The sequence below is a fragment of the Streptomyces sp. A012304 genome (assembly GCF_026008495.1).
Classification (GTDB): Bacteria; Actinomycetota; Actinomycetes; order Streptomycetales; family Streptomycetaceae; genus Streptomyces.
In genome coordinates, this window is the sequence record NZ_BQUN01000100.1 from 31,173 (window position 1) to 53,096 (window position 21,924).

The following is a 21,924-nucleotide window of genomic DNA, read 5'->3' on the forward strand; positions in this document are numbered from 1 at the left end:
CTCGGCGCTGAACTCCAGGGGAGGTCCGGCTGCTCCCACGGCTAGACCTCGATGCCCGTCAGCCTCGGGCGGACCACGACGAATGCCTGCTTCCTGCACATCCTGAGCGGGGTCTCGCCGGAGATGATCCGGTCCAGGTAGTCAAGGCGCCGGTGATAGACAATCGTGGTGCTTTCCGTTTCGAGTAGGCCGCGCGCGTCGAGCAGCATGGGCATCTCTGCAATGAAATACCGCATGGCCATCTCGGCCTGCGCGGGCGTGGGTTCACTGCTGCACAGGTGAGGTCGCAGAGCTTGGCCGGCAGGGCGCAGGAAGAGTGCGCGCAGTGCGCTGTCACATGCGATGCCTTCCTCGCACCTCCGCATCGCCGACTGGTAATCCGACCGCGAAGTGAACTCTGAGAGCATGAACTGCCGAAATCGCTCCGCTGGCACGCCCGCCGCGACCCGCGCCCGTGCGACTCGGTTGCGGATGCGTGACGCCGTCGACCGGGTCTTCTTCCACGCCTGCGCGTCGGAGTATCCGAGGGCCAGCCAGGTCTCGACGTCTGCCGCGTCGGGGATGATGACGTCGATGCGGCGGAAAACGTCGGACGACCAGCGCAGCAGCTCGGTGATGCGCTCCTCGGAGAAGTAGCTGTTCCTCAGGGAAATGCCGATCAGGACATGCTCGCCGCGGTCCAGGATCTCGCGGCATCTAGGCGGTGTCGTCAAAGTGCCACGCTCACATCAAGAGCGAGGGTCACGGCTGCTGGTAGAACTGGGCCGTGTCTGCTCCGGAGCCGGCACGGATGACTCTCTTGTCCGGCGGCCCCTCCTCCCTCCGCCCCGGCCTTCACCTTGGAGCCCTCTTTGATCCTGCGGACAAGTAGTGCCACCCGCCCGATATCCCTGCTCCTGTCGACCGCGCTTGCAGCCGCAACGCTCACCGGCTGCGCGCTGCAGGAACTCGCCAGAGACTGCGAGGGGACTGACGACCGGGTGAAGGAGATGGCAGCGCTCGACATCCTCGACTCCCGGCCCGAGGGGGCCACCATCGCTCGGGGGTTCGAGGAGGTGGACGCCGGCTGCTGGGCGGACAGCGGCGATGTCGTGGTGTACGCCAGCCGGACGTACGCCTTCCCCGGCACACGGGCCGACGTGACCGCGTACTACCAGACGGCAGTGGTACGGGACGGATGGATTCCGGACCCCGAAGCCTTGCCCGGCGAACTGTGCTTCACCAGAGAGGGCATGGCCCTGTGGATCGTCTTCCTCACCGCCGAGCGCCTCGAGGAGGAAGGTCACGGAAGCCGCCCCGACCTCACCACCGGGGCTGGCTACTCGGTCAGTATCGACTCGTATGTGGACAGCGGCGCCGAGACGAGTTGCTAGGTTCCGTCGCCTATGTAATCTCGGCTGGTGGATCGTGATCGGGTGATACGACGTCATGAACTGAGGGGTGCCGAGTGGGATTTCGTGCGGCCAATGCTGCCTCGGACGTCGATGGGGCGGCCTCGGCTGGACGACCGGACGATGCTCAACGGGATCGTGTGGAAGTTCCGGGCCGGGGTGGCCTGGCGAGATGTGCCCGAGCGGTACGGATCCTGGGCCAGCCTGCACACCCGCTTCCGCCGCTGGGCGGCGGACGGCACGTTCGACCGGATGCTGCAGACCGCGCAGGCCCGGGCGAATGCAGCTGGAGACATCGACTGGCTGGTGTCGGTCGACTCCAGCATCGTCCGGGCCCACCAGCACGCAGCCGGGGCCCGAAAAGGGGGCACCGCAGCCCGGCGCTCGGTCGCTCCAGGGGCGGTCTGACCAGCAAGATTCATCTGGCCTGCGACGGCCTGGGGCGCCCCCTAGCCCTGGTGGTCACCGGCGGCAACACCAACGACTGCACCCAGTTCATCGCTGTGATGAAGGCGATACGCGTACCCCGCCTCGGGCCGGGACGGCCGCGTGTCCGGCCCGGCCACGTCATCGGCGACAAGGGCTACAGCTCGAAGGCGATCCGCACCTGGCTGCGACGCCGGAACATCCCGCACACGATTCCAGAAAGGGCCGACCAGGCCGGCAACCGGGCCCGGCGTGGCAGCCGGGGTGGCCGCCAACCGGCCTTCGACAAACAGGTCTACAAGCGGCGCAACGTCGTGGAACGGTGCTTCAACCGCTTGAAGCCATGGCGCGGCATCGCCACCCGGTACGACAAGACTGCCGAGTCATACCAAGCAGCCGTAATCCTCGCCTCACTCCTGATGTGGGCGTGACACTCTGACGACAACTCCTAGCCCTGCACTACGAGCCGGGCCTGGTCGAATCGGTGGGCGGCGAGGTCTTCGGAGCGGATGAGCCAGTAGAGGGTGCCCTCATCGCCCCAGATCATCTTCGCGTCGCTGTCGCTGCCGAACTGGGCGAGCAGAACCCAACGTTCGGCTTCCTGGTCCAGCGGTTGGTCGCCCCATGCGTGCATGCCGCCGAGTGTCGCGTTCGCGATCTCGTACTCCACCGGGCCCTGGACGGGCACGGCGTGGCCGCCGATCTGGTGGTCGATCCGGGTGCGCAGCTGCCCGAAGGAGCGGACGAACGGTTTGAGCTCGGCCGGGGTGTCGCGGGGGTGGGGCCAGTGCCGGGTGTCGCCGAGCAGGGCTCGCCGGGCCTGGGGCAGCCACAAGTCCGGGGCGCTTTGCCCGGTGCGTGCACTGAGTTCCACACGCGGGAATGGCTCCAGGACAGAGGGCGTGTCCGTCGGCAAGACCGGGGTGTTCTCCGGGATGTACAGCACCTGGGCCCCGGCCCAGGTCTCGGGGTCGTCGACGGACACGAAGGCGTCTTCGTCCACCTGACCGTCGAAGTAGAAGAAGAGGAAAGTTCCGTCCTGGGGGAACTTCTCAGCAAGCCCGTCTCGGGACAGTCCAGCACACCGCACCGAAGCGACGAACGACAAGGGCCCGTATCCGGGCCACTCGGGCCAGGCGGCCCCTGCTGGAAGCTCCGGGGCCCCGCCGAGGACGGCCACGATCTGCTCATCGGCTTCGGCCCGGCGCAGGCGGGCGCACGGGCGCAGGAGCACTGTCCAGCGCTGAACAAGATCGCCGGGAAGGTGCTCGGCAGCAAGCCGGGAGTATGGCTCATCAGTCATGGCATCCATCATTTCCGACCCCACCGACACTCCCCCCGAACCCCGTGACCCCCACCGCAGGATTGCGTAGCCAGTTACGTGGTTCCACTGAGCCCCCCCCAGCAGACAAGACCCACAGCCCGCCACTACCACCCCCAACCAACCCACAGCTTCCGATTTCGGGGAGCACCTCGCCGGGTGGAGCCAGATCAACTTCGTCCGTCGTGGAGCTACTTCCGAGTCGTGCGGTGGAGCCCAAAGAATGGGCTCCACCGCACGGAGTCCTTTTCGCTCCACTGGCCGGCTGGAGGGAGCGCGTATTGGTTGCGGCGTGTCGGCGATGGTTTTGAGGCCTCGGTGTGTCTCGTCGGCACGCCTCCGACAGGGGCGTGGAGTTGCCGACCCGACTCGGCTCACACCAGGAAGCCCTCGATCAGCTCGGCCGGGTCGGCGGCCTTGGTCGCCTCCTCCTCCCAGCCTGGGCAGTCCATGTCGAACACGACCACGGGCAGCGGGCGGGCGAAGATCCTCTCGATGGTGCCGCTCGCATGGAGGTAACGGGCAAGGTCGACAACGGCGTCGTGGAAGTGGAGTTGGAGGAGGCCGGACTTGGCGCGGAGCTCATCGTCCTCCAGCATCCGCCGCAGCGTGCTGACCGTCTGGCACTGGACACCCGGCATGATCGAGGAATGGATCAGCGAGGTGCGGCCTGGGACGCGGCACTCGCCAAGCCGGGCCCTCTGGCCGTCCGAGCGAGGCCCGCGAATCGGGGTCCAGCGGCTGGACTCCCGCTTCGCCGCCTACCGTGACGCCGCCGGCCTGGACCCCGCACTGGGGTTCAACTCGCTACGCCACGGCAGGCGTCACCGGCAGCAAACTAAAATTTCTCGCCGCCGACCACCACGGCACCTCCAGCCTCGCCCTCGACGCCACCACCCTGGCGTTCACCAAGCGCTACACCACCCCCTTCGGGACCGACCGCGGCACGCCGCTGTACTGGCCCTGGCCCGACGACAAGGGCTTCCTCGGCAAGACACGGGACACCACCACCGGCCTGACCCATATCGGCGCCCGCCTCGGGGGTGGCGGCTTCGGCGCCGTGTTCGAGGCGGAGGACACCGCCGGTGAGAAGGCGGCGGTGAAGCTCGTGCCGAAGGCGCCGGGCACCGAGCGCGAGATGCTCTTCATTGATCTGGACGGCGTCCGTAACGTGGTGCCGGTCATCGACAGCGGCGAGCACGAGGACCAGTGGGTGCTGGTGATGCCCCGTGCCAAGAAGTCCCTGCGCGACCACCTCCAGGAGCACGGCCGACTGTCCCTCAACGAGGCGGTCGCCGTCCTGTCCGACGTCGCCGAAGCACTCGCCGACCTCAAGGACCGCGAGATCGTGCACCGCGACCTCAAGCCGGAGAACATCCTGCTGTTCGGTGGCCGCTGGTGCCTGGCCGACTTCGGCATCGCCCGCTACGCCGAAGCCACCACCGTGAAGCACACCTTCAAGTTCCACGGCACCTTCGCGTACATGGCCCCTGAAAGCTGGAACAACCAGCGGGCCACCAGCGCCAGCGACATCTACGCCCTGGGCGTTCTGGCCTACGCGCTTCTGGAGGGCACCCCGCCCTTCACGGGACCGTACGAGCACGACTTCCAGGATCAGCACCTGCACGGAGCGCTGCCGCCCCTCACCACCGCTCCGCCTCTCCTGGCCGCGCTATGACGACCTCCCGCGAACAGCGGCCCCAAGCCGACGGAACGCGTGACGCTGCGGTGGCCCGTCTTGAGCAGGAGAACGCCCAGCTGCGGCATGCGGTCGACTCCCACGCGACGGTCGACCAGGCCATCGGTGTCCTCGTCGCGACCCACCGGCTCCCGCCGGCGGCCGGGTTTGAGGTGCTGCGCGAGGCCTCCCAGCACACCAACATCAAACTACACACGGTCGCGAAAAACCTGATCGCCTGGGCGCTGGGGCGGCCGCTGCGGGAGCCGGTGGGCCAGGCGGTTTCGTCGACGGTGAGCGCCCAGGAGAGCTTGATGGGCACCCAGGAGGTGAGGTAGCGGCAGTGTGCGGCTTCGATCGGCAGCCATGCGGCGACGTCCTGGTCGGACTTCTGCCGGTTGGAGCGCTGGCTGACGGCCTCCAGGTGGCGTGGGTCGTCCAGGTAGTTGGCGTAGGCGACGCGCTTGTCGCGCGTCCAGAAGCGCGCTCCGGAGTTCCAGGCTTCGGCGAGCGGTACGACGTGGTCGATGTCGGTGGCATGACGGTCTGGTCCTCGTACCAGGAGTACCAGCTGCCGCCGGTCAGGGTGCAGCGTCCGGTCCTGGTCGGCGGGGTGACGGCTTCGTCGAGCAGGACCTCGGCTCGGGTGCTGCATCCGTCGCGGTCGGCGTCGGTCCAGCCGGATCCGAACTCGCGCTCGCGGTCGTAGCCGGTGCGGTCATCGACAGCGACGTCCAGTTGGGCGATCGCCTCGCGCAGCGGCAGCGTGACGTCGGCCGCGCCCGCGACCGCGGCGGCGCGGACGGCGACGCCTTCTGCTGCGGGGCGGCGGCCGTGGCCCACGGGGCGGAGAAGCCGGCGAACACCGCTGCGGCTGTTGCCGCGAGGCACACCGCGCGGACACTTCTGGACATCTTGCTCATGGATTTCTCCCGCTATCAGGTTCGGTTGCTCCCTTCTGGACAGCGGGAGGGGCACAGCCGTCTCTCCGCCTTCGATCGTGGTGAAACCCCACGTATGAGGGAGGCGGCAGCAGTCGCAACCGGTGCCGCACCCGTCGTGCGCCACCGTGACCATCGCCCCACCCGGCCGCTCTCTACCGGGAACCGTCCGTGGCACGGAACGTGTACTCCCACCGGCGAGGCATGGGCTTTCGTGCCCCTGCCCGGCCGAAGGCATGATCGTTTCTGCGGTGAAGACGCTCACCCGCTCGGGTGAAGACCTCCCCAGCACAGCTGAACCAGGTCTCTTATGTGGCTATCCCTTTCAGGCCCGCGCTTGTGCGCGGTCTGGGGAAACCAGAGTCCTGGAGGAAGTTCATGGCGAGTGGTCAGACGACGAATGCCTTCATCTGCCTGAGGGTTCCTGGAACGCTGGTGGATGCCCTGGTAGATCTGCAACGAGACTGCCAGGACCGGGTCGATCCGCAGCATCCGGAGCACATCCACATCACTCTGGGTTTCGTCCACGGCGCTGACGAGCGGAAGCTGGCGGATGTCCGGACCCTCGTCGGGCAGGGGGAGTGGCCGGCACCGGTGGTCCGCTTGACCGGTGAGGTGCGGCACGGCAGCTGGAGCCTGCAGAAGGATCCGGCTTACCGCTACGACGAGGACGTCGTGCAGAAGACGGAGCAGGTCCGCCTCGGTGTCGAGCACAGTCCCGAACTGGCCCGTATCCAGGAAGAGATCACGCAAGGTCTGGACATCGTCGAGGACGGCTTCTGGCCCCACGTGACGCTCGGCCTTGCGCGCGAGGACTTCCCGGCCGCGGAGGCCAAAGCCCTCAAACTCCCCTCGACCAGCGGACCGGCGCCGAGCGTGGACGTGCAAAAGGAGGTGTCACCGGTCGCGTTCACCCTGCTCGCGCGCAGGGAACTCCCCTCAGCCTGACCACGCGGAACGGACGCAGACACCGGCGCTGCCGCCGTCCTGCCGTTTCTTCCCGGTCCGTGGTGCGGCTGGGGTGAAGACCGGCGACGCGGCGTGCGGACTCGCGGCGGGCGCCAGGCCACGAATCGGCGCATGACGAGTTCAACCTGGCCCCTCGAACGCGAGCCCGTACCAACCCACCTCGGAGTGGTCCCCCGGCCGGCCAGGCGTAGCGGATCGTTTCCCCTTCGAGGACCTCATGTGACCTGCGGCAGCAAGCCGCTCTCGCAAGCACAAAGGGGGCACCATGACAGCCATCACCAAGATCGTTGCCGTGACCGAAACCTCGGGGTGTGGCAGACGCCGACACCCGCGCGGCGGTCTGGCTGGGCATCGTCGGTCAGGAGTTCCGCTTGTCCACCGGAAGCGACGACGACTTCGGCCGCGGAGCCGAGACATCCTTCATCCTCGGTGAAGGCGCCAACGTCGAGCACGCCGACCGCAACGATCCGCGCAAGCCCGCCCTGGACACCGCCGATCTGGACCGCTACCCGGTCTGCGTCCGCATGGAGCCCAAGGGGGACGCGCCTCACTGGTGCCTGGAGGACATCACCGTCACCGTCAACCCCGGTGCGGGGGAGCACGTCTTCACCAACCCCCACCTGGCGCAACGCCGCGTCGACAGCGGCCGCATCTGGATCGACAACGAGTACGGCCTGGCTCTGCACCTGCACCGTACCTCCGGCCAAGGCCCCAACGGTGCCGTCCAGCGGTCCGTCTCCACCGGCCCCGGTAGAAGCCCAGAACCCGCTCGACCGCGGCCCGCAGGTTGTCGTAGCGCATGTGCGCCCGCGGGACACCGCCAAGCACCCGGAAGGCATGCACACGGCCTTCGAAGAACGCCTCCTGACCTGCGGTGGAAAACACCCGGTGCACAGCCTTGCCGGAATACGACAGCCGCAGCGAGAACCCAGTTCCTCCTCACCGCCGGAGCGCCGGGAAACCCGGTTTGCGCTGCCGAACACGCGGATCATGCTGCACCTGCCGGCCTTACTTCCGGGCGCCTGCGAGATGGTCCCGGGGAACCGGCCGGGAGAACTGCATTACACCAGGGCGCGCATCGCCGACCTCCTCGCCCGCCACACCGGCCACCAGACCGATCGGGTCATTACCGACTTCACCTTGAACCGATGGTTCACCCCCGAAGAAACCGCGGAGTACGGCCTGATCGACGCTGTCCTCCCGGCTCCCGCACCTGTAGGTGCGCTGTTCGGCGATTGAGGTTGGGTGGTCGATCCCTGGGCGTCACGAAGTCTTCACCCGCACCCCCTATCGGTCGGGGACCTGTGAGACGCGAAGCGGAAGGCCTCGAGGCCGAAGCCCGCGAAGCGGGCGCCGGCCCGCTCACGCGAAGGGCGGGCTTCACGCGCCGTCACCGGCCGGCCTCCCTTCGCATGCAGCGCTGGGGGGCGCGCGCTGCGCGCGCAGGGAGGACACTCTTCTGCTCATGCGCGCTGGTCAGCCGTTCGTGTGGTCGGCTGCGAGGCACCGCGACGCCTGCTGGAGCCATTCGTTGCCTGGAATGTGATCGAGTGCGAGCCCGCCCGGATGTGCGAGTGATGCCGCCGGCCGTTTACCGACCCCATCAGCCCCTGCAACGGGCGGGCTCTTATCTCGCGCAGGAGCGGGTGATGGGGGTGCTATGCGGGTTCCTCCGCGCGAAGCTGCTCGAGTGCCAGGCCCAGGGACTGCCAACAGTGGCGGCCGAGGTCATCGCTCGTTTCGTCGGTGCCGGCGGCAAGCGGATGCGGCCCAGGCTGTGTCTGCTGGGATGGATGTCGGCAGGAGGCGCGGGGGACCACGAGGCGGTGGTGCGGGTGGCCGCCGGGCTTGAGTTGTTCCACGCCGCCGCCCTGATCCACGACGACGTCATGGACGACAGCGCCGACCGCCGCGGGCAGCCGACAGTGCACCGTGCCATGACCGTACGGCACCAACCGGACCGTCCGGCCGCCACGGCCGCCCGCCTGGGCCGCAACCTGGCCATCCTCATCGGTGACTTCGCCCTCGCCTGGTCGAGCGAACTCCTCCACACCGCCTGCCTGCCGCAGGACCGGCTGCTCGAAGTGCTGCGCCTGGACGCCGCCATGCGCACCGAGACCATGTACGGCCAGTATCTCGACCTGACCGCCGAGGGCTCGCCCACCGCGGACATTGGGCGTGCGGTACAGATCGCCCGGTACAAGACCGCCGCTTACACCGTCCAGCGGCCGCTGCAGATCGGCGCCGCTGCCGCCGGCGCTTCGCCGGCTCTGCTGGATGCGCTCAGCGACTATGCCTTGCCGCTGGGCGAGGCCTTCCAGTTCCGCGACGATCTGCTGGGCGTGTTCGGGGACTGCGTCACGACGGGGAAGTCGGCGCTGGACGACCTCCGCGCGGGCAAACACACGACCGTGCTGGCGGTCGCCCTGGACCGCGCCGCCCCCGCCGACGCGGACGCCTTGCGGCGGCTCCTCGCCACCCCGGGCTTCGGCGTGGCGGAAGCCGAGCGTGTCCGTGTCCTGCTGGAACGGATCGGGGCTCGGGCGGAGGTGGAGCGGCTGATCCAAGAACGCTGTCACCGGTCTCAGCGGGCGCTGTCAGCGGCCGGCCTACCGGAGCCGGTCAGCAAGGAGCTCGGGCGGATCGCCCAGCAGGCCACGGTGCGCACCTCATGAGCCGCGGCCCCCGCGTGGCGAGTCAGGGCGAGAAACCTCCTCCACGCAAGGCGGAACCCGGCCCGCGGGGCCGGTGGGGTTGGCAAACATCTGCCTGCCTTCGCTGATTTCTCGCCTGCCGGGGCGGGAAACACCCGCACGCCGCCCCCGTGCTGTCGGCGGTCGGCCGGATCCGCCGTGGGGCCGGCGACCGATCAGGCAGGCCACCGTGGTGTACGCGCCCTTGCAGACGACGTCCGTGGCTTGCCTCCGTTGCGGAGGGAGAGGTGGTGGTGGCGACTTCGCCACCTCTACGACTTTTTCGCACGGGCGGCGATGACGCGGGCGACGCACGTGAGGGCGAGGGCCGCACGCCGGTGCCGGGGCACTCGGGCGCGGCGGTGGAGGACGTCGTAGCCGTTCTTGGTGATCTCCTCGAGGATGGCCGCGTAGTGAGCCAGCGCGGCGTGGAGCGCGGGCCGCACTTGCGGAACCAGGACTGCGACGCCGGTGGCCGCGTCCCGGTAGGAGTCGTTCGCGAGGCTCGCGAACGACTTCGCGGCTGCTGTGATCCGATGGTCCCGGTTGCCGGTGCGACGGCTCCATTGCAGACGGGAGCGGTCGACGCCGTGTGCCTGGAGGAGATCCTGCGGCAGGTACAGGCGGCCGCGGTCGAGGTCTTCGCCGACGTCGCGCAGGATGTTGGTCAGCTGCAAGGCCAGGGCGAAGGCGATCGCGTGCGGAGCGGCTTCCCGCTGGGAGACGAGCGTTCCCAGGACCGGCGCGGTCATCAGGCCGGGCGCCGCGGCGCAGCCGTGGCAGTACGTGCGCAGGCTGCCGTAGTCGGGGTACTCGGTCGCAGCCAGGTCTGCGCGCATGGCGTTCATGAAGTCGTCCATGTGCCGCAGATCCACGTGATATCGGGCCACCGTGTGGGCCAGAGCACGCAGTGATGGTGTGGCGTAGTCCTCGCCGCGCAGCGCCATATCAAGCTGCTGCTGGAGTGTGTCCAGGGCTGCCTCACGCTCGGCTTTGTCCGAGAGCGAGCCGGGATCGTCGACGATCGCGTCGGCCTCGTGGGCGAAGCGGTAGAGCGCGTGGACCGCAGGGCGGCAGTGCAAGGGGAGGAGTCGCGTAGCCAGCAGGAACGAGCTTGTGGTGCGCGAGTTCAGGCGCAGGCAGGCGGTGTAGGCGTCCCGCAGCGCTGGTTCGGTGATTCCGGCTGCGTCCAGGGCGCGGCGGCTCATGTCGCGGGCTCGGAGGCGTGGGGGGAGAGGAGGTGGCGTAGGTGCTGGTCGCCGGTTACCGGAGGCTTCGGGTAGGACCGTGTGCGGAGATAGAATAGGGCCAGGCCCGCGGTGCAGGTGGCGACGAACCACAGCAGTGCCCCGCCGAGGTAGCGCGGTGGGACCGTGGAGGTGAAGCCGGCGGCCAGGCTGGTCTGCATCGGACCGTACAGCGGCAGCGCCGCTAGCCCGGCCTGGTCGGTGAGCGGGTTCGCGGACGGGTTTTGCAGGCCGAGGTCGATGATGCTGGTCATGATCACGACGAACAGGCCTTCCAGCTCGCCCCGAAGGACGGAGCCGAGCATGATGCCCAATCCCCCGTAGACGAGTCCGGCCGCGATGACTGCCGCAGCCATCTCGGCGGGCTGTCGCACGGGCCAGGACCAGCACAGCAAGACGGTGCAGTAAAGGCCGACCACCACCGAGGTGATCACCAGGCTCGCGACCTTCGCCAGGAGCAGCGGCACGCGGGGGAAACCCGCCAGGACCAGCCGGCGGTCCAGTTCGCCGGCCTTGAAGGTGGCCATGAACATCATGAACCCGATGATCACGGTGACCGCGTTCAGTGCTCCGGTGATCTGCATGACGTGACTGGTGTCGGCACTCAGCCTGCCACCCGCCGCCGGCACCACGAACGTCACCGGAGTGTGGACAGCGACCGACCGCAGCAGCCAGATCCACGTCGGCAGGAAGCCCACCGCCAGCACCACGGCCAGCCGGTTGCGGGCGTGACCCACCAGCGCGAACCAGCACCCCGTGCCGAAAGCCTGCCACCACCGCCTCATCGGGCCTCCCCGTCCGGCGCGGCGGCCAGGAAGGGTTCCAGGCGGCCGTCCCGCAGCTGATGGACGCCATCGAAGCGGTCCAGGTCGTGCGCGAGGTGGGAGACCATCAGCACCGACCGGCCCCGACTGCGCAGCTCCCCGGCCAGCTCCCAAAACCGCAGGTATGTATCCCAGTCGAACCCCTGGTAGGGCTCGTCCAGAACCAGGACCGGCGGGTCATGCATCAGGGCGAGGACGAGGTTGATCTTCTGGCGCGTCCCGCCGCTGAGCACACCGACCCGGTCGCGGCGGAAGCGGACACAGCCCAGTGTGTCCAGCAGTTCCTCGGCCCGCTGCAGGCCGGGCAACCGGTAGGCGACCTGGAAGAACCGCAGATGCTGGGCCACGGTCAGCCGCTCGTCCAGCACCACGTGCTGCGGGCAGTACCCCAGCTGACCGCCGCGGAGGACCCTGCCGGCGTCGGGAGCCAGCTGCCCGCAGATCACCTTCAGCAACGTCGACTTGCCCGCACCGTTCTCACCGAAGACCCCCACCAGGGCGCCCGCATCCACCTGGAGCGACGCCCCGCGCAGGACCTGGCGTCGCCCGTAGGCCTTCCACACCTCCTCAACCCGAAGGCCGACCTGACCCACACCCGCCCGGCGATACCCATTCATCGCGCGCGCCGAGCTCGCGCCAGCAGCCGCAGGCACGTCAACGGCTCGTCCCTCACCGGTCGACGCGTCACCGCGGCGCCGGCCGCCAGAACCATCTGCAGGCGGTGCTGACACAGATCGAGCACGAACCGCGTCACCGGCCTGTAGGACGGCGCCACCTCGTCCACCACCCGCCGCGCCGAGCCCAAAGAGGTGAGCCCGCGCTGCGCGGAAGCCGCGATCAAGGACCGGACACCAGGCGTGTCACGCCCGGCCGCGAGGTCGGAGGGCCTCACCCCGAAATGCTCAAGGTCGGACACAGGCAGATAGAGGCGTCCTTCCCGCATGTCCCGTGACAGGTCCATGAGAATGTCCGTGCGCTGGACGGTGTCGGCAACCCACCGCCAGGAGGAGGCGAAAACGTCCTCGGACACCAGCCGCGGTGTCAGCCCGACCGTCAGCATCATCCCAGGCCAGGTGAGAGTCTCCACATACCGCTGGTAAGCCGCCTCGTCGGCGAACCCGGCGAAGTCCACATCGGCGAGCGCGCCGTCCAGATACGAGTGGAGCCACCGGTGGGACAGCCCCCGCACGCCGGACGTATGCAGATACGCCCGGACCACCGGGTGCCGGGAGCTGCCCGTCTCCACAGCGGAACGCAACTCCCCACACCACGCCTCGAAGCGCCGGCGTCGCTCAGGTGCCGAACCCGTGTCACAGATGTCGTCGGACAGAACATGGAGGGCGGCACACGCCAACCCGAAGGGCAGGTCCTCCGCAGGCGCCAACAGCCGTGCCGGCGCCCACATCGACAGCCTCCTGCGCAACAGCGTCCTCGAAGCGCACGTGAAATCAGCGCGCAGCGCCCTGCCGCGGATGCCCGCGGCATCAAGGCAGCTGTCCCAGGAACGCCTCACGGCAAGCTCACCCACCGGCCGGTCACCGAGGAGTGGAACGGGCTGACGGCGCGGTTGCCGAAGCCCTCGCAGCACAGCTCGGAAGGCGTCCATTTCCAGCATGCACTGACAACGCCGCTCGTCCTTCCCGGTCACGGCTCGGCCTACGGCCGGCCGGGGACAGCTGCCGAAGACAAGAGCCGCGCACCTGCTGGCCTACGTTTGCAGCGTCAATGTGGGGGCGGGAGGTGCCCCTATGTCTTTGGTCAAGGTGGTCGGGTGGCACTGTGGCTGTCATGAGTGATGAGGTGCCTGTTCGAGAGTCGGCGGGCGAGATCCCATGCGGCCGTGCGACTTTTGCGGTCATCCGGTCGTGATGAACTCGGTCGACGAGCGAGACTGCCCCGTGTGCGGCGAGGCCGCTGAGGATCAGCCGACTGAGGCTGGCCGGGATTCGTAGAAGGTTCCGTCGCGGAGCATGGCGAAGAGGACGTCGGCCCGGCGCCTGGCGAGGCAGAGCAGGGCCTGGGTGTGGTGCTTGCCCTGGGCGATCTTCTTGTCGTAGTAGGTCCGCGACGCGGGGTCGGCCAGGGCGGCGAACGCGGAGAGGAAGAAGGCCCGTTTGAGCTGCTTGTTTCCTCGTCTGGAGGGCTGTTCGCCGCGGATCGATGAGCCCGAACTTCGGGTGGCAGGGGCGAGACCGGCATAGGCGGTGAGGTGGCCGGCGGTCGGGAAGGTGCTGCCGTCGCCGACCTCGGTCAGGATGCGGGCTCCGGTCCTGACGCCGATTCCCGGCATCGACGTCAGGACCTTCGAAAGAGGGTGGGCGTCCAGGAGTTCTTCAATCCGCCCGGCCAGGAGCTTGCGCTGGTCAAGGACTGCGGCCAGGGATCCGGCCAGGCTCGGGACGATACACCGGGGTGCGGGAGGCGGCCCAGCGCGGTTACGCGGTCAGCAGCAGCGAGTGGGACGAGGGCCTGACCGCAGTCGCCGTGTCGGTTATCGGCCGCTCGGGGACGGTCGTCGCCTCCCTCTCCCTCAGCGGGCCCAGCCAGCGCTTCCCCTACGAGGCCGTCGAGCGGTTCTCCGCTGACCTCGCCGACGCGGCTGCCCTCATCTCCGCCCAGGGGTTCAGCCACCCGCTCAGCCGCAACCGCTGACCCCGTCCGCCGGCCGCGCGCGCCCTCACGTGTCTGATCAGCGCATTCGTGGCGCGGGTTCCTCGGTCCAGGGCGGTCTCGGAGCGGCCTTTGGGGCGGCGTACGGGCACATGAATGCCAATGCCGGCGCCGATGTAGCCCTTGTCGGCGAGCGTGGGAAGCCCGTCGGCGGCGGCTTTGTACAGCGCGGGCAGCACGTGGATACGGGCCACGGTGATGTCCGGGGTGGAACCCGGCTCGACATCGGAGACCCACAACGGGGTGCCGTCCGGCGCGGCCAGGAACTGAATGTTGCCGCCGAAGCTCTTGTGCTTCTGGGAGAACCACAGATCGTTGCCGTTCTCCCGGACCCCGGCCAGCCGGTCGCAGGCGATCAGGGTGCCGTCCAGGACCACGTGTGTCATCCCCTCGGCGCGACAGAGGTCCAACATCTCGTGCAGATCAGGAGCTTGGGCGGCCAGCACGCCGGTGCCCTCATGGAGGTAGCGGTAGCCGGTGGCCTGCGAGATCCCGGCGTCCCGGGCCAGGCAGTGCACGCAGTCGTGTTCTCGGAACCAGCGCAGTACCAGCACCGCCTGGCGGAACGGGCCCAGGGCGCGAGAGCCCTTCGGCGTGCCGATCCGGCGCCGGTGGGTGGCCAGCAGCCGGGCGAGGAACTCCACGATGTGGCGTGGGACGTCGAGCGCGGCAGAATAGGTGACCAACGTGAAGCCTCTGGTTCGAGGGGACATGATCTTGGTAGATCAGTCCTACCAGGGGCTTCACGCCTGCCCAGCCTCGTGGCCTACCCGAAGATCATTTCGCTGGGGAAGCCTCAGCGAGTGAGAGCCACGATGGGCTCAGCCCCAGGTCTGGCCAGCCGGTTCCTTGATGGTGCGGTTGATTCGGTTGAAGAAGTTGGTCAGCGCGATCTCCAGGTTGATCGTACCGATCTGCTCCTCGGTGAAATGAGCGTTGACCTCTTCCCAGATCTCGTCGGTGACACCTGGCCCACCATCCTGGAGCCGGGTGGCGGCCTCGGTCAGCGCCAGTGCCGCGCGCTCTGCATCGGTGTAGAACGGCGCCTCACGCCACGCCGCCACGTTGTGCAGCCGCTCGTCGGTGTCACCGGCCTTCTTCCCCCCGGCGACACTGGCGTAGACGCACGCCGAGCAGCTGTTGATCTGGCTGACGCGCAGGTGGACCAGCGCGAGCAGCTTCGGGTCGACGCCCCCGGCGGCGATCGCCTTCTGCAGGTGCTGGATCGCGGTCCACACATCGGGGTTGTTCGCGTTCTTGTTCTTGAGCCGGTTTTCCATCTGGGAGTGCTCTCCTTCATCGGGTTACGTTGCGGCGCCCGTGCGCGTCATCCCTATGACGGAGCAGCTTCCAGAGAGGTAACACCATGGCCGGCACCCATCCCGCGGACCCGATCGCCGATGCCTTCGAGTCCCACCGTGACCGGCTCCGCGCCGTCGCCTACCGCATGCTCGGATCACATGCCGATGCGGAAGACGTGGTCCAGGAGGCGTGGCTGCGTCTCTCCCGCCAGGACACCGGCACCATCGACAACCTCGGCGGCTGGCTGACCACCGTGGTCGGCCGCATCAGCCTCGATGTTCTGCGGTCGGGCCGGACGCGCCCAGAAGTCTCCTTCGACGACCAGCTACCTGAATTCACCGTGACGCTCGACGACGCTCCCGCTCCGGAAGACCTCGTGGCACTCGGGGACTCCGTCGGCCTCGCGCTTCTCACCGTCCTCGACTCGCTGCGCCCTGACGAACGACTGGCGTTCGTGCTGCACGACGTGTTCGCCGTGCCCTTCGGCGAGGTCGGCACCATTCTCGGTAAATCTGCCGATGCGACCAAGATGCTCGCCAGCCGCGCCCGCAGGAAAGTACAAGCCGCCCGGCAGCCGGAAAGCGCAGGACGACAACAACGCGAGGTCGTCCAAGCCTTCCTGGCCGCGGCCCGCGACGGTCAGTTCGAGCAGCTGCTGCAGGTACTCCACCCCGAAGTGAAGTTCACCGTCCACACCCCGAACGGCACGTTCGTCACGCTCGGTTCCACCGAAGTCGCCACCCGCGCGCGAGTGGCCGGCAGCGCGGCACGAGGACGTGCGGCGACCGTCAACGGCCGCCCCGGCGTCATCTCGTGGAGCGAAGACGGCACCCCGCTCTCCCTGCTCGCCTTCATCGTCGTCGACGGCCAGATCACCGAGATCACCGCTGTGATCGATCCGGCCAAACTCGCGCGCATGGACCTGCCACACCCGGTGTGACTCCCTACCGGCGAAGGCCGCGCATACTCCAAGTGGTCCACGCCTGGTTCCGCAGCGACGTTGAACTTTAGCCTCCGAGAAAACCTCACTGACCCCTTGGGAGGTCGGCGACGGCCGTGCGGATCGCGCCGCGGCTGACCCCGTGGTCGCGGGCGAGGGCGGCGATCGAGCGACCCTCCAGGTACGCGGTTCACACGTCGGCGGTCTTCGCGGCCGGGACGGCGGGGCGGCGTCCGCCCTTGCTGCCCTTGGCTTCGGCGGCGCGCAGTCCGTCGTAGGTCAGCTCGCGCTGAAGTTCGCCAGCGGCGGCGAGGGTCTGCACCATGAACTTCACGGTGGACAACAGCTCGCCGGTGCGCGGGTGGCGGGCGGTGAGGTCCATCGCGGAGGATGCACCGTCGTGGATGCGCAGCGCCACCTGGTCGCGGTGCAGGACGTCGAGCACGTCGAGGATGTGCCCGGTGCCGCGGACGAGGCGGAACATCTCGGAGATGTGCACGGTGTCGCCCGGCCGCGCGTAGTCGAGAAGTGCGCGGAACTTCGGCCGCTGGAGGGGATGAAGGCGGCTGGTGGTGCCCGGGTCCTCCTCGAAGACGACCGGGTCCTCGATCCCGGCCTCGTCCAGAACGAGGTTCTGCCGGGCGGTCGACTGCTGGTCGGTCGACACCCGCTTGTAGACCAGGTTCGCCGCCGAGGGCCCCTTCCGTACGGAGGATCGAGCCCTATCTGTCGTCAAACCCTGTCAGCAATCACCATCGGATCTGATTGGATTCAGGCCGCCGAGAACCCCCGGATTGCACGGGTTTATTGGACACGTCGGCCGCCTGTCGTCAAACGATCGTTTGACGACACCTTCTCAGGTGAAGGCAATGGCAGCCCCGGTCGAGATTGAGAGTTTCGCAGCGTGGAGGAGTTGCAGGCATACATAGGACTCGACGCCGTAGCGTCGCCACCCCTCGGTGGCCAGTTTCTCGGCATCGGCGGCCTCGAAGACCTCTTCGGAGTGCGGATCGAGGTCTTCCGGAAGACCGAGGGCTTCAGCGAGTCGACGGGCTTCCTCCAGCAGACGCACAGAAGACCCCAGGTAGCCGCCCGGTGCCTTTTTGTCCACGATGACCTGGGCGAAGTCGACGGGGACGTAGTAGCCCTCGCAGTCCGAATGATGGACCAGATGGTCGAACGGTCCAGGAGGATCACTCGGGAGAGCCTCGTACACCTTGCCCAGGAGCGGGTCGTCAGTCGCCCGCTGGCTGCCGTCCAACGGCTCGGGCAGGCGCCCGTCCGCTGCAAGGTGGACAGCGAGACGGCGAACGGTGTGCAGGCCCGAGTAACCCCACGCCTCGAACTCCGCGCCCTCCTCCTCATCGAGGTCGGGCTCAGTCCACTGTTGCGCTCCCGCACGCTCCAGTAGCTCGCCGATCGCGATGAAGTCAGCGCGAACCATCTCGGTGTAGTCGTCGTCCTCGGCGTCGACGAGGACCCCGACCACTATGTTCAATCCCATGGCCCGATCTTGCCATCGGTGATTCGACGACCACACGTTGCCCTGCCGCCGAGGTCACGCTGCCTGGCCGTAGCCGTCGGCCTCCGGCTGACCGTCGCCGCGCAGCGGGCTGAAGTCGACGTCCAGGTGCGGGGCCTACGCCTCCGGTTCAAGGCCGAGTTCGTGGGTGGAGTATTCGCCGAAGCGGCGGATGTGCTCGGTCAAGTACGGCGAGATGTGGGCCAGGTCCTCGGGGTCGACGACGTGGCCCTCCTCCTGGAGCTGGCGCACGATCTCGGCGATGTCCAGGGCGTTGTGGAAGATCACCGCGTTCGTGAGCAGAGCGTTGAACTTCGCGGTCTTCTCCTGCTCGACGGGGTCATTGTCGGTGATGACGCCACCGTTGCCGAAGCCGATCCACTGGGAGAAGAGGCCCGCGTGGAGTTGGCAGAGCAGCACGGCGCCCGGGCCACGACCGCAGCGGAGGCGGCGATCCGCGCGTACGTGCACGGCGTGCTGCGTGCCTACACGGTGTCGGTGCGCAACGACCTGTTCGACACCGACCTGGTGGACGCGGTCACGGCGGCCGCCAACGCCGGCCGGGACGGCGCGCAGCTCGACGCGCCGGTCAAGTGCGGGCTGCCGCGTGTCGACCGGGCCGTGCAGACGGCGTACGGCGAGGCGATGGGAACCCGTAAGCGCCGCCGCGCGCTGCCCAAGCAGATGACATCCCGGCCGGCCTCGTCCTACTTGACCGGGCCCCAAGTGGAGCCGCTACCGCGCGAACTCGAGGGCCTGGAGAGTCTGGCGAGAACGGTGGAGTCGCACATCCGGGCGGGCGCGCTGCGGCGCGAGCTGCATCCGCCAGTCGTCCCCGACGCCGCGCCCGTCGCGTAACCGAGACTGCACGAGGGCCGTCTCGCACGGCATGGGAGACATCAACCGCGCACTCGTTGCGGAGCCTGGGCTGGCCGTGGTCGACATCGTGGCCGGTGACGCAGCGACGCTGCAGGCGATCGCCGAGCGGCTGGCCGGGACGTGGGCGTCGACCGGGGTCCCCGTGGACACCGAGCCCGCCGGGCAGCGCGCCGTCCGCGGGCGGCTGCACCTGGACGTGCGGCTGCCGCCGCCGGGCGTCGTACGGACGCTGCCGGAGGACTGGGTGCGGTTCCACGCCCCGCCGTGGGGCGCCCGGCTCGGCACCGAGAAGCCGCTGTGCGTGCGGGCACGACAGGACGGCCGGCCCTGTACCCGGCAGGCCGCAGAGTGGCCGGAGGGCTTCGTCGAGGTCGACGGCCTGCAGGCGTGCTGGTCGCATCTCGACGCGGTGGAGCGGGAATGGTGTCTGCGGGCCTGGGAGGCCTACAGGGCGGCGTTCTGGGCGCTGAAGCGGGCGCACTGGGAGGCGGCCGGGCACGACCGGAACGATCGCTGCGAGGGCTGCGTGTGGCCGTCCGGGGAGATTCCGGCCGCGAACTTCTGACCGGCCCGGCATTGGCCGGTGGGCTGGCCTGGAGTGAATCTGCAGGTCAGCCGCTGGCTCCCGTAACGTTGGTCCGGCACCTGGCCCGACGTGTCAGTCCCACCAGAACGACCAGTGCGTCCGCTGCGGCAGGCTCGCTGCGTACTCGGGGAAGGGCGTCGGCGGGTCGTCGACAATGTTGCCGGCGGTCGACAAGACATGCTCCAGGGCAAGGAGGTCCGCGTGCGCCGCGGCCTGCGGCGGGCGGGCAACCGAGACGAACAACTCACCTTTCATTCCCACCACTCGAGCGCCGAACCGCTCCTCCCAGCTGCGCAGCAGCGCGCACACCAGCGGCAGCGGAGCCTCCGCATCCCAGCCGAGAAGTGCCGGGATATCTGCGCTGCGCTGCGCGGGGACCAGCACGAGGCTGCATCCGGCCAACGCGTACGGGTGTGTAGCTATAAGGTGGCCGATCGTGCGCGCTGCGGCGTCCGCCGGGGTTGGATCGGCGTCCGTGACCGGCGTCGCCGGTGCCAGACCCGGCCATGTCTCGAAGGGTGGTCCGGGATCATGCGGCCACGGCGCGATGCCCTCGGGTACCGGCTCCGGCGTCGGGTCCGTCCACCAGGGCAGACGTTGGCGCCGGTACTCGGCGAAGTCCGAGGCCAGGACATCCTCCAGACGGACAGCGGATATCTCTGCCAGGTCTGTCGGACGGCCGAGGAAGGCCCCGCCCAGCAGCGGCACCAGCCCGGTGTCTTCCTGCCTGGACAGCAGGGGCCGCCACACCCCCTCAATGTCACGCGGCAGCTCGTCCGCAACCCAGACGCACGCCGACCCCGAGGAGACGAACCGCCCCGGGGGCAGTCCCTCTGGCAAGGTGAAATCCATGCCTGGACGATAGACCTCGGCTCCCTTCGGTCACGCACCGCCCCATATTCCTGCCGATTCAGAGGCGACGATGAACCCACCGCACTCTCGAGCCTGCCTGCCGAAGACGCCGTGGCTTCCCAGTGAAAGCACCTCAGTCACGCTGAACTCGCGGCCGACGTTCCGGTAAGAACTGTGTCACCGATTCTGCTGGCCTATTCCGCGCCCGGCGGTGCTGGTGACTCGTTGGTCAGTGCGTCAGCGGCCGTCTTGGCGTTCCCGGTCGTGCTTCGGTCACCTTTGCCGTCTCGACCTCTTTCTTGCCGCATGACCGAATAAGCCAGCAGGATCGTCACCAGCCGCAAACGGCGGCATTCCTACGACGTGCCTGGCAGTACGTGTCCGCTCTGTTCAACCGACACGGACGGTTGCCATGGAGATGTCGGTGTGCCGTCCGGATCCAGGCCGTACGGCCACAGCCTGTTGAGGATGTTCCTCTCGGCCTGGCGGACCAGGGCGAAGGTGTCGCCGTAATCGGCGGCCTGCCGGGCCAGGGTCTCGGCACCGTCCCGGTCCCCGGCCTCATCCCGCATCTCGGCCAGGCAGTACAGGGCGGTGATGTCGCCGTGGTCGGAGGCCTGCCGGTAGAGGTCCTTGGCACCGTCCCGGTCCCCGGCCTGCTCCCGCATCCCGGCCAGGCGGTACAGGGCGTAGGCAATGCCGTGGTCGGCGGCGCGTTGAAGGAGGTGGTGGCCCCATTGCAGGCGGTGCCGGTCTTCGGCCGCTTTGGTGAGGTTGCTGAGGTCGTCGGGGTGGGTGAGGTGAGTGTGAGCGGCGTGCCAGAAGGATGCAGGTGGACACAGGTGTCGGAGGGTGATGCGGCCGTGTTGTTCGAGATAGTCGGCGAGCCGGAACACCGGGCCCGCGAGCGGTGGCACGGTGGTGCCGGCGTCGGTGGTGGGGGTGGGCGGGCGTCGTGGGGGCCGGGGGTGGTGCGGCCCAGGGGGGCTTGCTTGCCGTGGACCTGCTCGGCGAGTTCGGCGTAGGCCTGCTCGGCTTTCCGCGTTGTGCGGACGACGGTATGCGGCGGAGCGTGGTCTTGACGTGGTCAAGGGCGACCGTCAGCCACCGGGTGAAATCCCAGATGGATCAGGGGACTTCGTCCCTGGCACCCGGTCTATAACCAACCCTATAGAGCCCTGACCTGCGGTTTCTTCTTAGCTATCTGCGCAGATGCGGGATCACGATCTGACTTTGGCTGGAACTCGCCTGTCGGTTGAGGTGCTCACCCGTGCGGGGCTGTCCCGGACGGCGCCCGCCCCGGTTCAGCGGCTCGTCGTGTCGTCAGCGCGCAGCCCGCTGCTGTCCCGCCGCCAGGTGCACTGGTGGATGCCGGCAGCGCGCTGTCGCTCGAACATGGCGGCCACCCACACCTGGTCGGGGGCGTACAAGGCGAGGACGGCCCAGGCCCGGGCGTTGAGGAGCAGGGGGTTACGCGAGTCGCCGCAGTCGCACGGGCAGTCCGGCGTGGGGTCCAGGAGGACGTTGACGCCGTGGCAGCGGTGGTGGTGCCGGGTGCACGGCTCGCAGGCGTCACGGGGGATGACGAAGGTCCGCACCCAGGCGGGCGGTTCGGCCGGTGGCGTCGGGCCGGTCCCCCGGGCGGGCCGGCGGTGGGCCGCCTGGGCGCTGCGTCGCCGCTCG

Annotated in this window: 26 protein-coding genes and 3 pseudogenes; 11 read left to right on the plus strand and 18 right to left on the minus strand. The window is 68.6% G+C overall.

The genetic code is table 11. From position 1 onward, the window contains the following. Positions 1-41: 41 nt before the first annotated feature. Positions 42-713: a tRNA-dependent cyclodipeptide synthase gene (locus ALMP_RS25435; protein WP_264932153.1), complete on the minus strand. Its 672-nt coding sequence runs from the start codon at positions 711-713 to the stop codon at positions 42-44. A 276-nt stretch (positions 714-989) separates the two neighbouring features. On the opposite strand from ALMP_RS25435, the gene ALMP_RS25440 reads away from it, so the two are divergent. Both ALMP_RS25440 and ALMP_RS25445 read left to right on the plus strand, forming a co-directional pair. After that, a complete protein-coding gene (locus ALMP_RS25440; protein WP_264932154.1) occupies positions 990-1,373 on the plus strand; it encodes a hypothetical protein in 384 nt (127 codons plus the stop codon). 45 nt (positions 1,374-1,418) lie between these two features. Next, positions 1,419-2,248, plus strand: a protein-coding gene (locus tag ALMP_RS25445) for an IS5 family transposase (RefSeq protein ID WP_375803535.1) whose coding sequence is annotated in 2 segments (ribosomal slippage) — positions 1,419-1,755 and positions 1,755-2,248 — 831 coding nt in all. Because the reading frame shifts where the segments join, the coding sequence is not laid out codon by codon here. Positions 2,249-2,265: 17 nt separating this feature from the next. On the opposite strand, the gene ALMP_RS25450 is transcribed toward ALMP_RS25445, so the two are convergent. Together ALMP_RS25450 and ALMP_RS25455 are read right to left on the minus strand one after the other, a co-directional pair. After that, positions 2,266-3,120, minus strand: a complete 855-nt coding sequence (locus ALMP_RS25450) for a YwqG family protein (RefSeq protein WP_264932156.1) — start codon at positions 3,118-3,120, stop codon at positions 2,266-2,268. A gap of 392 nt (positions 3,121-3,512) precedes the next feature. Next, positions 3,513-3,779, minus strand: coding sequence for a hypothetical protein (locus tag ALMP_RS25455; RefSeq protein ID WP_264932157.1), 267 nt, complete (start codon positions 3,777-3,779; stop codon positions 3,513-3,515). A gap of 158 nt (positions 3,780-3,937) precedes the next feature. Here ALMP_RS25455 and ALMP_RS25460 point away from each other — a divergent pair. Continuing rightward, positions 3,938-4,816 (plus strand): annotated as a pseudogene (locus ALMP_RS25460) (protein kinase); the annotation flags it as partial. Continuing rightward, positions 4,813-5,154: an ANTAR domain-containing protein gene (locus ALMP_RS25465; protein WP_264932161.1), complete on the plus strand. Its 342-nt coding sequence runs from the start codon at positions 4,813-4,815 to the stop codon at positions 5,152-5,154. The pseudogene ALMP_RS25460 and the gene ALMP_RS25465, both read left to right, overlap by 4 nt. Before the next feature lie 11 nt (positions 5,155-5,165). Here ALMP_RS25465 and ALMP_RS44450 read toward each other — a convergent pair. Further along, positions 5,166-5,471 (minus strand): annotated as a pseudogene (locus ALMP_RS44450) (DUF1524 domain-containing protein); the annotation flags it as partial. A 664-nt stretch (positions 5,472-6,135) separates the two neighbouring features. Between ALMP_RS44450 and ALMP_RS25475 the strand changes: the two are divergent. Beyond that, positions 6,136-6,705: a 2'-5' RNA ligase family protein gene (locus tag ALMP_RS25475; protein WP_264932163.1), complete on the plus strand. Its 570-nt coding sequence runs from the start codon at positions 6,136-6,138 to the stop codon at positions 6,703-6,705. Between the two features lie 296 nt (positions 6,706-7,001). On the opposite strand, the gene ALMP_RS25480 is transcribed toward ALMP_RS25475, so the two are convergent. Continuing rightward, positions 7,002-7,418: a hypothetical protein gene (locus ALMP_RS25480; protein WP_264932165.1), complete on the minus strand. Its 417-nt coding sequence runs from the start codon at positions 7,416-7,418 to the stop codon at positions 7,002-7,004. 145 nt (positions 7,419-7,563) lie between these two features. Between ALMP_RS25480 and ALMP_RS25490 the strand changes: the two genes are divergently transcribed. Further along, positions 7,564-7,965, plus strand: a complete 402-nt coding sequence (locus ALMP_RS25490; RefSeq protein ID WP_375803534.1) for an ATP-dependent Clp protease proteolytic subunit — start codon at positions 7,564-7,566, stop codon at positions 7,963-7,965. A gap of 338 nt (positions 7,966-8,303) precedes the next feature. After that, positions 8,304-9,401 (plus strand): polyprenyl synthetase family protein, encoded by a 1,098-nt coding sequence (locus tag ALMP_RS25495; protein WP_264932216.1) that lies wholly within the window; start codon positions 8,304-8,306, stop codon positions 9,399-9,401. A gap of 290 nt (positions 9,402-9,691) precedes the next feature. Here ALMP_RS25495 and ALMP_RS25500 read toward each other — a convergent pair whose 3' ends face one another. From ALMP_RS25500 to ALMP_RS25520, 5 genes and pseudogenes are all read right to left on the minus strand, one after another. After that, a complete protein-coding gene (locus ALMP_RS25500; protein WP_264932167.1) occupies positions 9,692-10,627 on the minus strand; it encodes a phytoene/squalene synthase family protein in 936 nt (311 codons plus the stop codon). After that, positions 10,624-11,451 (minus strand): ABC transporter permease, encoded by an 828-nt coding sequence (locus ALMP_RS25505; RefSeq protein WP_264932169.1) that lies wholly within the window; start codon positions 11,449-11,451, stop codon positions 10,624-10,626. Before ALMP_RS25505 ends, ALMP_RS25500 begins: the two co-directional genes overlap by 4 nt. Further along, a complete protein-coding gene (locus ALMP_RS25510) occupies positions 11,448-12,107 on the minus strand; it encodes an ABC transporter ATP-binding protein (RefSeq protein ID WP_264932171.1) in 660 nt (219 codons plus the stop codon). Before ALMP_RS25510 ends, ALMP_RS25505 begins: the two co-directional genes overlap by 4 nt. Further along, positions 12,104-13,105: a squalene/phytoene synthase family protein gene (locus ALMP_RS25515; RefSeq protein ID WP_309299537.1), complete on the minus strand. Its 1,002-nt coding sequence runs from the start codon at positions 13,103-13,105 to the stop codon at positions 12,104-12,106. The genes ALMP_RS25510 and ALMP_RS25515 overlap by 4 nt, the downstream gene beginning before the upstream one ends. A gap of 306 nt (positions 13,106-13,411) precedes the next feature. Then, a pseudogene (locus tag ALMP_RS25520) lies at positions 13,412-13,894 on the minus strand (transposase); the annotation flags it as partial. An 8-nt stretch (positions 13,895-13,902) separates the two neighbouring features. On the opposite strand from ALMP_RS25520, the gene ALMP_RS44180 reads away from it, so the two are divergent. Continuing rightward, positions 13,903-14,142, plus strand: a complete 240-nt coding sequence (locus tag ALMP_RS44180) for an IclR family transcriptional regulator C-terminal domain-containing protein (protein WP_309299538.1) — start codon at positions 13,903-13,905, stop codon at positions 14,140-14,142. Here the strand turns inward: ALMP_RS44180 and ALMP_RS25530 are convergent. Together ALMP_RS25530 and ALMP_RS25535 are read right to left on the minus strand one after the other, a co-directional pair. Further along, positions 14,046-14,846, minus strand: coding sequence for a transposase family protein (locus ALMP_RS25530; RefSeq protein ID WP_264932173.1), 801 nt, complete (start codon positions 14,844-14,846; stop codon positions 14,046-14,048). The two genes, ALMP_RS44180 and ALMP_RS25530, sit on opposite strands and share 97 nt — an antisense overlap. Before the next feature lie 135 nt (positions 14,847-14,981). Continuing rightward, positions 14,982-15,440: a carboxymuconolactone decarboxylase family protein gene (locus ALMP_RS25535; RefSeq protein WP_264932175.1), complete on the minus strand. Its 459-nt coding sequence runs from the start codon at positions 15,438-15,440 to the stop codon at positions 14,982-14,984. Between the two features lie 86 nt (positions 15,441-15,526). Between ALMP_RS25535 and ALMP_RS25540 the strand changes: the two genes are divergently transcribed. Then, positions 15,527-16,402: a sigma-70 family RNA polymerase sigma factor gene (locus ALMP_RS25540; RefSeq protein ID WP_264932177.1), complete on the plus strand. Its 876-nt coding sequence runs from the start codon at positions 15,527-15,529 to the stop codon at positions 16,400-16,402. A 190-nt stretch (positions 16,403-16,592) separates the two neighbouring features. Here the strand turns inward: ALMP_RS25540 and ALMP_RS25545 are convergent, their stop codons facing one another. From ALMP_RS25545 to ALMP_RS25555, 3 genes are all read right to left on the minus strand, one after another. Next, positions 16,593-17,069, minus strand: a complete 477-nt coding sequence (locus tag ALMP_RS25545) for a recombinase family protein (RefSeq protein WP_264932180.1) — start codon at positions 17,067-17,069, stop codon at positions 16,593-16,595. A gap of 189 nt (positions 17,070-17,258) precedes the next feature. Further along, positions 17,259-17,906: a hypothetical protein gene (locus ALMP_RS25550; protein ID WP_264932182.1), complete on the minus strand. Its 648-nt coding sequence runs from the start codon at positions 17,904-17,906 to the stop codon at positions 17,259-17,261. 135 nt (positions 17,907-18,041) lie between these two features. Then, positions 18,042-18,344, minus strand: a complete 303-nt coding sequence (locus ALMP_RS25555; RefSeq protein ID WP_264932184.1) for a transposase — start codon at positions 18,342-18,344, stop codon at positions 18,042-18,044. Here ALMP_RS25555 and ALMP_RS25560 point away from each other — a divergent pair. Beyond that, on the plus strand, positions 18,324-18,782 hold the full coding sequence (locus ALMP_RS25560; protein WP_264932186.1) for a hypothetical protein: 459 nt from the start codon (positions 18,324-18,326) through the stop codon (positions 18,780-18,782). The genes ALMP_RS25555 and ALMP_RS25560 overlap by 21 nt on opposite strands. A 31-nt stretch (positions 18,783-18,813) precedes the next feature. Next, entirely contained in the window at positions 18,814-19,368 is a 555-nt protein-coding gene (locus tag ALMP_RS25565; protein ID WP_264932188.1) for a DUF6207 family protein, read from the plus strand. Between the two features lie 93 nt (positions 19,369-19,461). Here the strand turns inward: ALMP_RS25565 and ALMP_RS25570 are convergent, their stop codons facing one another. The 3 genes from ALMP_RS25570 to ALMP_RS25580 form a co-directional block, all read right to left on the minus strand. Continuing rightward, positions 19,462-20,241 carry a DUF4253 domain-containing protein gene (locus tag ALMP_RS25570; RefSeq protein WP_264932190.1) on the minus strand — a complete coding sequence of 260 codons (780 nt, stop codon included), beginning with the start codon at positions 20,239-20,241 and terminating at the stop codon, positions 19,462-19,464. Positions 20,242-20,597: 356 nt separating this feature from the next. Further along, positions 20,598-21,158, minus strand: coding sequence for a hypothetical protein (locus ALMP_RS25575; protein ID WP_264932192.1), 561 nt, complete (start codon positions 21,156-21,158; stop codon positions 20,598-20,600). Positions 21,159-21,545: 387 nt separating this feature from the next. Then, a complete protein-coding gene (locus ALMP_RS25580; protein ID WP_264932194.1) occupies positions 21,546-21,839 on the minus strand; it encodes a hypothetical protein in 294 nt (97 codons plus the stop codon). Positions 21,840-21,924: the final 85 nt, after the last annotated feature.